This is a genomic window from Streptomyces sp. DH37 (assembly GCF_029813835.1).
Classification (GTDB): domain Bacteria; phylum Actinomycetota; class Actinomycetes; order Streptomycetales; family Streptomycetaceae; genus Streptomyces.
The window spans coordinates 18,945-31,002 of sequence record NZ_JARVKV010000076.1 but is presented as its reverse complement, the minus strand read 5'-3'; the positions used below and the strand labels follow the sequence as shown (position 1 = coordinate 31,002).

Below are 12,058 nucleotides of genomic sequence, written 5' to 3'. Positions count from 1 at the left end.
CGCCCCGTCGGAGCGGGGCGCCCGGCGGACCGGTTCGGGTGGGTGGGCGGATGGGTCAGCGGGTCAGGCGGTAGGCCTCCGTGAGGTGGCGGAACGCCTTGGCGTACTGGCCGGAGGCCAGGGCGTGGTCGGCGTCCGCCGTGCGGGACACCGCGCGCTCCGGGGCGCCGTCGCCGGCCCCCAGCAGGGCGGCCTGGGCGATGTCCCGGGCGACCGAGGCCAGTTCGTCCGCCTGGAGGTAGGAGTCCGTGCGGGACTTCTCCAGCAGGGCGGCGGCCCTGGAGAGGGACTTCAGGACCGCGTCCGCGTTGCGGACCGTGCCGTCGGCGTTCCAGTGCCGGTGCTTCTGGGCGAGGTGCACGTGGACGGCGGCCGCACGGGACGTGATGTCGCGGCGCTCCCGCAGTTCGTCGCGGACGTCCTCCAGCCGGTCGCGGGCGCTGTCGGTGCGCAGGCCCCAGCCGTACGGGTAGAGCGGGGCGTACGAGGCGTCCCCGACGTTGACCGGGACCTGGGCGGCCGAGCGCGGCCAGCTCACCGGCAGGCGGCCGGTGTAGGGGCGCTCGCCGAACAGCGTGTCCGCCACGCCCGCGCCCTCGGTGCCCGGCAGCCAGGAGGCCACCAGGGCGTCGATGTCGCCGAGCTGGTCGGTGATGATCTGCGGGCGGCCGGAGACGATCAGCACCACGCACTCCATGGCGCCGCAGACGGTGTCGATCGCCTTCCTGTCGGCGTCGGACAGCTCCAGGTCGTGGCCGTTGCCGACGTCGCCGACGCCCTCGGCGTACGGGGTCTCGCCGACCACCACGACACCCGTCCGGTGCCCGTCGGTGGGCGCGGAGGCGTCCTCGCTGAAGGTGACGGACGCGTCCGGGGCGACCTGGCGAATGCCCTCCAGGATGGTGGTGCCCTCGGTGATGTCGCCGGAGGAGCCCTGCCAGGAGATGGTCCAGCCGCCGGCCTGGTTGCCCAGGTCGTCGGCGTTGGAGCCGGCGACGTAGAGCTTCTCGTCACCGCTCAGCGGCAGCAGGCCCCCGTCGTTCTTCAGCAGCACCTGGGAGTCGGCCGCGGCCTCGCGGGCCAGTTCGCGGTGGGGTGCGGAGCCGACGGAGTCCAGGTGGGTGCGGTCGGTGTAGGGCTTCTCGAAGAGGCCCAACTGGAACTTCTTGGTGAGGATGCGGGAGACCGCGTCGTCGATCCGCGCCATGGGCACGGCGCCGGAGTCGACCTGCTCGCGCAGGGTGGAGGTGAAGCCCTTGTAGTCGTACGGGACCATGATCATGTCGAGTCCGGCGTTGATCGAGGTTCGCACGTCGGAGGCGTAGTCGCCGGGGATCTGGTCGATGGCCTGCCAGTCGCTGATCACGAAGCCGTCGAAGCCGAGGTCGCCCTTGAGGACGTTCGTGATCAGGTCGGTGTGGGCGTGCATCTTGACCGGGCCCTCGCCGTCGCCGAGGAAGTCCACGCTGGAGAAGGACGGCATGACGGTGCCGACGCCCTCGTCGACCGCCTCCACGAAGGGGGCGATGTGGACGGCCTCCAGCTCCTCCCGCGTCGTCCTCGTGACGCCCTGGTCGATGGTGTACGTGCCGGTGGTGGAGGAGCCGAACTCGGTGCCGCCGTCGCCGGCGTAGTGCTTGGCGGTGGCCAGCACCCGGTCGGCGTCCTTCAGGTCCCGGCCGTCGGCACGGCCCTGGTAGCCCTCGACGGCCGTGGCCAGGCGGGTGACCAGCGCCGGGTCCTCGGAGAAGGCCTCGTACGCGCGTCCCCAGCGCTCGTCGCGGCTGACGCACAGGCAGGGGCTGAAGTTCCAGGGGACGCCGGTGGCGCGGACCTCCTTGGCGGTGGCGTGCGCGGTGTCCTCGACCAGTCGCGGGTCGCGGGCGGCGCCGAGGCCGGTGTTGTGCGGGAAGACCGTCGCGCCGACGACGTTGTTGTGGCCGTGGACGGCGTCGACGCCGTAGATCAGCGGGATCTGCAGCCGGGTCTGCTGGGCGCGCAGCTGGAAGCCGTCGACCATGTCGGCCCAGGCGGCGGGGGTGTTGGGCGTCGGGTTGGAGCCGCCGCCGGAGAGGAGCGAGCCCAGCTCGTGGGAGGCGATGTCGTCCTGGGTCTCCAGGGCGCCGCGCTCGGCCTGGGTCATCTGGCCGATCTTCTCGTCCAGCGTCATCCGCGACAGCAGGTCCCCGACCCGCTTCTCCACCGGGAGCCGGGGGTTCTGGTACGGCAGGCCGTGCGCGTCGATCACGACGGTGGGCAGGTCGTCGGGGGCGCGTCCGCCGTCGACGGAGAGGGTGATGGGAATGGTCCTGGCGGTGGCGGGCCCGGCGCTGCGCTTGGTGGCGACGGTGAAGGTCTTCGCCGTGCCGGAGGGGGTTCCGGCGGGGAAGGTGAAGGTGCCCTCGACCGGGGTGTAGTCCTCGCCGGGCTTCGCGGTGCCCTCGCCGGTGCCGTAGGCGACGGTGACGGGCTCGGCCAGCGGTACGCCGCCGGTGGTGCCCACCGACACCTCCACGGTGGCGGTGCCGCCGTGGTCCACGGTGTAGACGGGCCGGTCGGTGGCGACGCGGGCCCGCACCCCGCCCACGCCGTACAGCTCGACCTGGTCGAACTCCAGGGTGCCGGAGGCGGTGGGCAGGTTGACGGCGTAGCCCCACATCCTGGTCAGGTCCAGCACGCCGTCGGCCGGGGCTCCGGCCGGCTGGTAGTCGGGGCGGCGGACGAAGTCCTCGAAGGGGGTCCTGACCTGCTTCCAGCCGTCGGTGTCGTCGGTGAAGTACCCGGCCCACAGCTCGGCCTGCCCGGCGTTCGGGCCGCCGTCCTTGACCTCGAACTGGACGCGCTTCCCGCTGCCGGTGCCCTTCACCCAGAAGGAGAAGCCCTCGTGGCCGCTCCAGTCCTCGGTGGCGCTCAGGGCGTGGTCGAAGCCGCCCCAGGCGGTGATGTCGTACTCCACGCGCAGCGCGCGGTTGAAGGCGTTGGCTCCGGGGCGTGCCTCGGCGGCGACCTGGCTGAGCTTCGGCGTGTCCTGGGCGTTGCTGCCGTACACGCCGATCGGGCCGGGGACGGCGGCGTCGAAGTCGTCCAGGACGCGGTCCTGCGCGGCGGCCGACGCGGTGGGGGTGAGGCCGGAGGCGAGGAGGGCGAGGAGGGCGCCGAGGGTCCCGGCGGCCGTTCGCCTCCGCCGTCTCCGCCGGCCTCCTCCCCGGGGGTCCGGTCCTGCGTGCAACGGCTGTCCCATGGCGGCTCCCTCGGGCACGGTCGGCTTTTCACGGCTTGAACGCACGGAGACACAGGCGTCCTGTCATGCGCACGGCGTTGATCCTGTACGCGCCCGGAGGGGTCGTCAAGACTCCTCATCCGTAAACCTCTTGAAGGCGGGTGGCCCGTCCCGGCTCCCCGTGCGCCAAGGGTGAGAGCGCTCTCCGCATCATGGCAGATGAGGGGGCCTCCGGGGCCCTCGAGGCGGCCCCGGAGACCCCCCGGGGTCCCTGGTGCGTCGCGCCCGCCGGATGTCCGGCGGGCGGGTCGGTCGCGCGGGTCAGTCGTGCGGGTAGCGGACCCCGACGCGCTCGCGGACGGCGTCCAGCGTCGCCATCACGGCGAGCGTCCCGTCCAGCGGCACCAGCGGGGACTCCGTCTCCTTCTCCCGCAGGCAGCGCATCACCTCGGCCGCCTCGGGCCCGTAGCCGGTGCCGCCCTCCGCGTCCGGCACCCGGATCTCCTCGGCCTCGCGCCCCTCGCGGTGCAGCACGAAGGACTCGGGGGCGAAGAAGCCGTGCGGCAGCTCGATGCGGCCCCGGGTGCCGCTGACGGCCGCCACGGTGGGGCTGGCGGAGGCGATGGAGCAGGAGAGGGTGGCGACGGCCCCGCTGTCGTAGCCCAGCAGGACGCCGGTGGTCTCGTCCACGCCCTCGGGCGTCAGGTGGGCCCAGGCGGCGACCGAGGAGGGCTCGCCGAGGACGAGGTGGGCGAAGGAGACCGGGTAGACGCCCAGGTCCAGCAGGGCGCCGCCGCCCAGCCGGGGGTCGCGCAGCCGGTGGGAGGCGTCCACGGGGGCGACGATGCCGAAGTCGGCGTGGACCGAGCGCACCTCGCCGACCGCGCCGTCGGCGACGAGGTCGAGCATGCGGCGGACCACCGGGTTGCAGTAGGTCCACATGGCCTCCATCAGGAAGACGCCCCTGCGGCGCGCCAGCGCGACCATCTCCCGCGCCTGGGGGAGGTTGAGCGTGAGGGGCTTCTCGCACAGCACCGCCTTGCCCGCCTCCAGGCAGACGGTGGCGGCCTCCAGGTGCGCCGAGTGGGGCGTGGCGACGTAGACCACGTCGACGTCCGGGTCGGCGGCCAGTTCCGCCCAGCTGCCGTACGCGCGCGGGGCGCCGTGCTCGTCGGCGAAGCGGCGGGCGGACTCCGGCGAGCGCGAGCCGACCGCGAGGAGCTCGCCGCCGGGCAGGGCGGCGAGGTCGCGCGCGAAGGCTCCGGCTATCCCGCCCGTGGCGAGGATGCCCCATCTGATCGTGTCGTCGGTGCGTGTCATGCGCTCCCCCGGTGCGGGCCGGTTCTGTCGTGGGCGTGTCGGGCTCACCCTACGGCGGGCGCGCGATGCGGAGGCGGCGTGTCCGCATGCTGTACGCGGGCCGGCGGGGAGAGGCGGCGGCCGACCCCTTGCCGGGAGCCGATCCCTGTGTCATATATGTCTGGACCAATTTCAACGGCCCTGCGGGGAGCTCGCCTTGGGACGGACGTCCACGTCTGCCGCACTCGTCCTCGCCCTCTCGCTGCCCGCGCTGCTCGCCGGGTGCCGGTTCGGGGGCGGCGACGGGCAGGCCCCCACCGCGCCGACCGGTCTGACGGCCCAGGCGGGCAGCGCCACCTCCGTGCACGTCATGTGGAACAGCTCCACCGACGACACCGGCGTCGCCGGGTACGAGGTCGTGCGCTCACCGGGCCCCGAAGGCGCCGGCGAGAAGAGCGTGGACGTCGACGGCGCGCGGCACATGGTGGACGTCGGCGGCCTGGAGCCGTCCACCGCCTACACCTTCACCGTCCGGGCGCGGGACGCCGCCGGGAACCTCTCGGCGTACAGCGCCCGGGTCTCCGTCACCACTCCCCCGTCGGCCCCCGACGACCGCACCCCGCCCACCCGGCCGCAGCGGCTCCGGGGGAAGGCCGAGGGCGCCCGCGCCGCCACCCTCGTCTGGCGGAGGTCGGACGACGACCGGGGCGTGGCCTCGTACGACATCCACCAGGGCGGCACCCGGATCCACAGCGTGCCCGGCGGCGAGACGACGGCGCTGGTCACCGGTCTGCGGCCCGGTGTGCGCTACTCCTTCACCGTCACCGCGCGCGACGCGGCCGGCAACGTCTCCCCCGCGAGCGGGGCCGTGGAGCTCACCACCGCCTCGGCCCCGGGCGGCGGTCCGGGCACGGCGCCGGCCGACTTCCGGGCCGCGACGCGCCCCGCCGGGGGCGGCTACCACCTCGACCTGTCCTGGGTGCCGCCGAGGACGGGCGGCCGGATCACGCAGTACGAGATCCACCTCGACGGCGAACTCGCCACCACCCTCAACTGGAGCGCCGGGACGCCCCGCGGCAGGGCCGAGTACAGCCTCTACCTGGACGAGGAGCCCGGCACCACCCACACCGTGCGGCTGCGGGCCCGGCTCCCCGACGGCACCTGGGGCGCCTTCTCCCCCACCCGGACCGTCACCGCCGGCGAGGAGTGAGGGCCCGCCGGGAGGCGCGGGTTACGGTGGGCCCGTGCTTGTGCTGATCATGTCCGACACCCACCTCCCCAAGCGCGCCGGGCGGCTGCCGGAGGAGCTGCTGGCCCGCGTGGCGGAGGCGGACGTGGTGGTCCACGCCGGGGACTGGGTGGACACCGCCACCCTCGACCTCCTCCAGGAGCGGTCGCGGCGGCTGATCGGGGTGTACGGCAACAACGACGGCCCCGAACTGCGCGCCCGGCTGCCGGAGGTGGCCCGCGCGGAGCTGGACGGGCTGCGCCTGGGCGTCGTCCACGAGACGGGGCCGAAGCAGGGGCGGGAGAAGCGGTGCGCGCAGCGGTTCGGCGACCTGGACGTCCTGGTCTTCGGCCACAGCCACATCCCCTGGGACACCACCGCCACCACGGCCGCCGGCAGGCCCCTGCGGCTGCTCAACCCCGGCTCGCCCACCGACCGCCGCGCCCAGCCGTACTGCACCTACATGACGGCGGTGGTGGAGGCGGGGCGGCTGGACGGGGTCGGGCTGCACCGGCTGCCGCCCCGCCGCTGAGCGCCGGCGCGCACGCCCACGTTTGAAGCGGGCCCGCGGGGCGATCCTCATTCCACCGGACCGTGCGGGAGGAGGCCCGTTGGAGACCTGGCAGGTCGTACTGATCGCCGTCGGCGCGGTGCTCGCCGCCGCGACGCTCGCCGCCGCGGCCGTCCTCCTGGTGAGGCTGGTGCGGACCTACCGGCTCCTGCGGAGCGAGGACGTCCCCGGGGGCACCAAGGCCGCGTTCTGGGGGGCGCTCGTCTACACGGTGTTCCCCGTGGACCTGCTCCCGGACCCGGTGTACCTGGACGACGTCGGCCTGCTGCTGCTCGCCCTCCACCACCTGGGCGGGGCGGTGCGGCGGTACGGGCGGGACCCGGGGGAGACGGAGCTCCTGAAGGATCCGGGGGAGCCCCGTCGGCGCTGACGCGCCCGTCCTCCCCCGCCGCGGAACTACCCTCTTCCCATGGCACAGCGGGACGAGGGGGCGGTGGGGGCCGTGGAGAACACCAGCGGAAACACCGCCGGAAACACCGTCGGGAACACCGTGGGAGATGCCGCGGGGAACGCCGCGGAGAGCACGGCCGCGGTGATCGACCTCAACGCCGACCTGGGCGAGGGCTTCGGGCGGTGGGAGCTCACCGACGACGAGGGGCTGCTCTCGGTCGTCAGCAGCGCCAACATCGCGTGCGGCTTCCACGCCGGTGACCCCTCCACCATGCGCCGGGTGTGCGCGGCGGCGGCCGAGCGGGGCGTGGCGATCGGCGCCCAGGTCGCCTACCGCGATCTGGCGGGCTTCGGGCGGCGGGCGATGGAGGTCCCGGAGGACGAGCTGGCGGACGAGGTCGCCTACCAGATCGGCGCGCTGCGGGTGTTCGCCGAGGCCGCCGGGGCGCGGGTGGCGTACGTCAAGCCGCACGGCGCGCTCTACAACCGCACGGTGCACGACGCGGCGCAGGCGCGGGCGGTGGTGTCGGGCGTGCTGCTGGCGGGCGGGGGGCTGCCGGTGCTGGGGCTGCCCGGTTCGCTGCTGCTGGGGACCGCCGGGGAGGCCGGACTGCCCGCGGTCGCCGAGGCCTTCGCCGACCGCGGCTACACCGCACGGGGCACGCTGGTGCCCCGGCGGGAGCCGGGCGCGGTGATCCACGAGCCGGACGCCGTGGTCTCCCGGGCGCTGGACGTCGCGCTGCGCGGCAGCGTGGCCGCCGTCGGCGGGGGGCGGGTGGCCGCCGGCGCCAGGTCGCTGTGCGTGCACGGCGACACCCCGGGCGCCGTCGCGCTCGCCCGTCGGGTGCGGCAGGCGCTCCGGGAGGCCGGGGTGCGGATCGAGGCGTTCGCGCGATGAGGGTGCTGCCCGTGGGCAGGCGGGCCCTGCTGGTGGAGGTGGAGAGCACCGGGCGGGCCCAGGCCCTCCACGCCGAGCTGGTGCGGCTGCGGGAGGCCGGTGAGCTGCCGGAGGTGGAGGAGATCGTCCCGGCGGCGGTCACCGTCCTGCTGGACGGGCTGGAGGATCCGCGCGCGCTGGCGGAGCGGCTGCGGGGCTGGGACGTCCCGGCCGCCGTCCCGGCGGGCTCGGCCGCCGTGGTGCTGCCGGTGCGCTACGACGGCCCCGACCTGGCCGAGGTGGCGGCGCTGTGGGGCGTGGACGAGGAGGAGGTGGCCGCGGTCCACTCGCGGACGGAGTTCCGGGTCGCCTTCTGCGGGTTCGCCCCCGGTTTCGGCTACCTCACCGGGCTGCCCGAGGAGCTGGGCGTGCCCCGCCGGGCGGTGCCCCGCACCGCGGTGCCGCCCGGCTCGGTGGGGCTGGCCGGACCGTACACGGGGGTGTACCCGCGGACCTCGCCGGGCGGCTGGCAGCTGATCGGCCGGACCGACGCGGTGCTGTGGGACGTCTCTCGGGAGCCGGCCGCGCTGCTGGCACCGGGCACCCGGGTGCGTTTCGAGGCGGTCCCGTGACGGGCGCGGGCGTGCTGGAGGTCGTACGGCCGGGTGCGCTGACCACCGTGCAGGACCTGGGCCGGGTGGGCCTCGCCCATCTCGGGGTGCCGCGCTCGGGGGCGCTGGACGCGCCCGCCCACCGGCTCGCCAACCGCCTGGTGGGCAACCCGGCCGGGGCCGCCACGCTGGAGACCACCGTCACCGGGTGCGCGGTGCGCCCGGACCGCGCCGTGGCGGTGGCGGTGACGGGCGCCCCCTGCCCGGTGCGGATCGACGGGCGCCCGGCGCCGTGGGGCGCGGCGGTACGGGTGCCGGGCGGGGCGGTGCTGGAGGTCGGCGCCGCGCGGGCCGGGGTGCGCAGCTACCTGGCCGTGGCGGGCGGCGTCGCCGTCGAGCCGGTGCTGGGCAGCCGCTCCACCGACCTGCTGTCCGGGCTCGGCCCGGCGCCGCTGTCCGCGGGGACGCCGCTGCCGGTGGGTCCGGCGTCCGGGCCCGCCCCCTGGGCCCTCCCCGGTACGGCCGCCGCCGCGCCGGGGCCGCCGACCGGGGAGCTGGTGCTGCCGCTGGTGCTCGGGCCGCGCGACGACTGGTTCACCGGTGCCGCCCTGCGCACCCTGGCCCGGGCGGCGTACCGGGTGTCCGCCGAGAGCAACCGCGTCGGCCTGCGGACGGAGGGGCCCTCCCCGGAACGCGCCAGGGGCGGCGAGCTGCCCAGCGAGGGCATGGTGACGGGCGCGGTGCAGGTGCCGCCGGGCGGCGGGCCGGTGGTCTTCCTCGCCGACCATCCGACCACCGGCGGCTATCCGGTGGTGGGCGTGGTGCCCGGGGAGGCGCTGGCGGCCGCGGCGCAGGCGGTGCCGGGCCTCCCGGTGCGCTTCGTCCCGCTGCGGCGCTGAGGGGGCGCTGAGAGGGCGCTGAAGGACGCCGGGGAGCGGCGCCGGGAAACAGGGCCGGGAAGCGGGGCCGGGACGGCCCCGGTCCCGCGGGTTCCGGTCCGGTCTCAGCCGCCGGACTCCCGGCCGGAGCCGGTGTCCGCCTCCTCCGCGGCCTCCTCCGCCCGGCGCGCCTTGCCGGAAGCTCCCTCCTCGGCCTCGACGCCCTTGAGCGGCTCGCCCTCGACGGTGCCGCCCCCGGAGAAGCCCTCCGCGGCGCTCGCCGTGCCGGGGACGATGCGGTGCTCCATCCGCGTCTCCCGGCCGGAGTGGGCTCCGGGGCCCCGGTCGGCCGGGTCGGTGCGGCGTTCCGCCTCCCGGCCGCGCTCGCCCTCGCCCTGCTCCTGGTGCCTGTTCGCTTCGCCCATGGCCGTGGTCCTCGCAATGTGTCGCGTTCGGGTGCACGGCGCAGGTACCCGGTGGACCGGGCCGGAAACGGCGCGGGGGCCGGGGTCAGCGCATCCGGACGCCGACGATGCAGGTGTCGTCGTCGGTGTCGGAGTTGCTGTAGGTCAGCAGGCGGTCGAGCTGCTTGTCCAGGGTGGCGCCGGAGTCGCGGGCGAGGGCCATCAGCTGGTCCAGGGACTCCTGCAGGGAGCGGTCCCGGCGCTCGATCAGGCCGTCGGTGTACATCAGCAGCATGTCGCCGGCCTCCAGCGTCAGCCGCTCCTCCTCGTACCCGGCCTCCGCGATGGCGCCGAGCAGGAGCCCGCCGGCCAGCGGCAGCGTGATGGCCTCCTCCCGGCGCACCAGCACCGGCGGCGGGTGGCCGGCCCGGGCCCAGCGCAGCGTCCGGGTGCCGGGGTCGTAGAGGCCGCAGACGGCGGTCGCGGTGACGTTCTCGGTGAGGTGGTGGGCGACGGTGTTGAGCCAGGACAGGATCTGCGCGGGCCCGGCGCCGGTGGTGGCCAGACCGCGCAGGGCGTTGCGCAGGACGACCATGCCGGTGGCCGCCTCGATGCCGTGGCCCGCCACGTCGCCGACGGAGAGCAGGACCTGGCCCGACGGCAGGACGACGGCGTCGTACCAGTCGCCGCCGACGAGGTGGTCCTTCTCGGCGGGGCGGTAGCGCACCGCGATGTCCAGTCCCCCGGCCTCGATGGGGCCCCGGGTGGGCGGCATGATGGCGCGCTGGAGCTGGAGCGTCATGCGGTTGCGCTCGGCGGCCTGCTGCTCGGTCTGGGCGAGCTGGTCGCGGGTGGCGCCCAGCGCGACCTCCGTCCAGTGCTGGGCGGAGACGTCCTGGTACGCGCCGCGCACCGCGATCAGCCGGCCCTCGGCGTCGAGGGCGGGTTCGGCGACCACGCGGATGTGGCGCACGATCCCGTCGGTCCGCTGGAGGCGGAAGGCCGTGGAGGCGGGGCGGCGGTGGTGCAGCAGGGTGCGCAGGAAGCGCCCGATGGCGGCCTCGTCGTCGGCGTGGGTGTGGGCGGGCAGCTGCTCCAGCGGGATGGGCGCGGCGGTGGGCGGCAGACCGTGGAGGGCGAAGAGCTGGCTGTTCCAGACGATCTCGCCGGTGACGAGGTTCTCCTCGAACCCGCCGATGCGGCCCAGGCGCTGGGCGTGCTGGAGCACGCTCGCCAGCCGTGCCGCCTCGTCCTGGATGCGCCAGATGAGCAGGACGTTGTCGCCGTGGCGGCTGATGCTGACGGCCGCCTCGACCTTCAGCGGCACCTGGCCGACCAGGGCGCGCAGCACCATGCGGTCGGCGCGGAAGGGCTCGCCGGTGGCGTGGACGTGCTCGATCTTCTCGAACAGGCCGCTATCGCCCACCGCCATCGGGTACGCCTCCAGCAGCAGCGATCCGGCGACGGTGCCGCGCGGACGGCCCACCGGGTCGACGAAGTGGGCGCTGACGTGGTGGATGCGGAAGTCGGCGAGCCGGCCGTCGGCGTCCAGCTGGGGCACCAGCACCAGGGCGGGGTCCAGCAGGCCGTCGGCGAAGTCCACCAGTTCGGACACGCCCGGGTGCCGCGCCTGCAGGACGTCGCCGGAGCGGGCGGCGTCCGCCGGGCCGCGGCTGTCGAGGGTGTGGGCGCACAGCTCGGCCAGGGCCTCGATCTGCCGCTGGACCTGCGGGGGCTGCGGCTCCAGCGGGCCGGGCCAGCAGATCTCCAGGACGCCCAGGATGCGGCCCCCGTTGTCGGCGGGGACCGTGACCCGGCAGCCCTCGGGCGCCTGCCGCCGCCCCAGGGTGGGCAGCCCGGCCTCGGCGGGGGACGCGAACCACACGGGCCGGCGCTCGGTGAGGGCCCGGCGGGCGAGCGTCGCCACCCCGGGGGGTACGTAGTGCCACCGGGCGGCCTCCTCGGCGGCGTAGCCCGCGGAGCCGGCCAGGGTGAGGGAGGCGTCGGTGCCGGCGGCCCAGATGGCCACCGCCGTGGCGCCCAGGGGGGTCAGGGCGTGCTCCAGCAGGGACTCGGCGACCGCCTGGGTGTCGTCGGCGGCCAGCGCGCCGCTCTCCGCCGTGCGCAGCCGCACCGACAGCGAGGGGGCGTTCCCGCCGCCCTGCTCCCGGTCCCCGCCCTGCTCCCGGTCGCCGCCCCTCCCCTGTGCGCGGTGGCCCTCCTGGGCCCTGGCCAGGAACTCGCGGGCCGCCTCGGTGAGCCGGTCGTGGGCCGCCTGGTCGATGAGGTCGGCGGCGAGCTCCAGCTGGGAGAGGCCGGCCTGGTCGGCGAGGGTGGCCAGCTGCCTGGCGGCCTGCGCCGGACCGCACCCCAGCCGCTCGACGAGGATGCCCTTGGCCATCTCGATCAGGGCGCGGCCCTCGGCCGCCGCGTGCGCCTCGCGCACCTCGCGGCGGAGCCGCTCGACGGTGGCGGCCAGCCTGCCGACGCTGACGTCGGTGCCCTCGCGCGGGGTGTCGTACACCCCGCGCTCGTACACCTTCCCCTCGTACGGCCGGCGCACGGAGGGCACCAGGGACG

The 12,058-nt window shown here is 75.7% G+C and carries 10 protein-coding genes; 6 read left to right on the top strand and 4 right to left on the bottom strand.

Annotated elements, in window-relative coordinates; genetic code table 11:
- Positions 1-55: 55 nt before the first annotated feature.
- A complete protein-coding gene (locus QC029_RS26860) occupies positions 56-3,241 on the bottom strand; it encodes a glycoside hydrolase family 3 N-terminal domain-containing protein (RefSeq protein ID WP_279558404.1) in 3,186 nt (1,061 codons plus the stop codon).
- Between the two features lie 300 nt (positions 3,242-3,541).
- A complete protein-coding gene (locus QC029_RS26855) occupies positions 3,542-4,540 on the bottom strand; it encodes a Gfo/Idh/MocA family protein (RefSeq protein WP_279558403.1) in 999 nt (332 codons plus the stop codon).
- 196 nt (positions 4,541-4,736) lie between these two features.
- Between QC029_RS26855 and QC029_RS26850 the strand changes: the two genes are divergently transcribed.
- The 6 genes from QC029_RS26850 to QC029_RS26825 all read left to right on the top strand — a co-directional run bounded on the left by QC029_RS26850 (position 4,737) and on the right by QC029_RS26825 (position 9,095).
- Positions 4,737-5,729: a fibronectin type III domain-containing protein gene (locus QC029_RS26850; protein ID WP_279558402.1), complete on the top strand. Its 993-nt coding sequence runs from the start codon at positions 4,737-4,739 to the stop codon at positions 5,727-5,729.
- A gap of 34 nt (positions 5,730-5,763) precedes the next feature.
- Positions 5,764-6,279, top strand: coding sequence for a metallophosphoesterase (locus tag QC029_RS26845; protein WP_279558401.1), 516 nt, complete (start codon positions 5,764-5,766; stop codon positions 6,277-6,279).
- A 79-nt stretch (positions 6,280-6,358) separates the two neighbouring features.
- Complete coding sequence (locus tag QC029_RS26840) at positions 6,359-6,688, top strand: YkvA family protein (RefSeq protein WP_279558400.1); 330 nt, start codon at positions 6,359-6,361, stop codon at positions 6,686-6,688.
- Between the two features lie 162 nt (positions 6,689-6,850).
- A complete protein-coding gene (locus tag QC029_RS26835; protein ID WP_279558407.1) occupies positions 6,851-7,606 on the top strand; it encodes a LamB/YcsF family protein in 756 nt (251 codons plus the stop codon).
- Positions 7,603-8,217 carry a 5-oxoprolinase subunit PxpB gene (gene pxpB / locus QC029_RS26830; protein WP_279558399.1) on the top strand — a complete coding sequence of 205 codons (615 nt, stop codon included), beginning with the start codon at positions 7,603-7,605 and terminating at the stop codon, positions 8,215-8,217. Before QC029_RS26835 ends, pxpB begins: the two co-directional genes overlap by 4 nt.
- Complete coding sequence (locus tag QC029_RS26825) at positions 8,214-9,095, top strand: biotin-dependent carboxyltransferase family protein (protein WP_279558398.1); 882 nt, start codon at positions 8,214-8,216, stop codon at positions 9,093-9,095. Before pxpB ends, QC029_RS26825 begins: the two co-directional genes overlap by 4 nt.
- Before the next feature lie 104 nt (positions 9,096-9,199).
- Here the strand turns inward: QC029_RS26825 and QC029_RS26820 are convergent, their stop codons facing one another.
- Both QC029_RS26820 and QC029_RS26815 read right to left on the bottom strand, forming a co-directional pair.
- Positions 9,200-9,499, bottom strand: coding sequence for a hypothetical protein (locus QC029_RS26820; protein WP_279558397.1), 300 nt, complete (start codon positions 9,497-9,499; stop codon positions 9,200-9,202).
- A gap of 85 nt (positions 9,500-9,584) precedes the next feature.
- Complete coding sequence (locus QC029_RS26815) at positions 9,585-12,017, bottom strand: SpoIIE family protein phosphatase (protein WP_279558406.1); 2,433 nt, start codon at positions 12,015-12,017, stop codon at positions 9,585-9,587.
- Between the last annotated feature and the right edge of the window lie 41 nt (positions 12,018-12,058).

Bases quoted from the DNA above. Each gene is read 5' to 3' on its own strand.
- pxpB (WP_279558399.1), top strand. From the start codon at position 7,603: ATGAGGGTGCTGCCCGTGGGCAGGCGGGCCCTGCTGGTGGAGGTGGAG.
- QC029_RS26855 (WP_279558403.1), bottom strand. From the start codon at position 4,540: ATGACACGCACCGACGACACGATCAGATGGGGCATCCTCGCCACGGGC.
- QC029_RS26860 (WP_279558404.1), bottom strand. From the start codon at position 3,241: ATGGGACAGCCGTTGCACGCAGGACCGGACCCCCGGGGAGGAGGCCGG.
- QC029_RS26820 (WP_279558397.1), bottom strand. From the start codon at position 9,499: ATGGGCGAAGCGAACAGGCACCAGGAGCAGGGCGAGGGCGAGCGCGGC.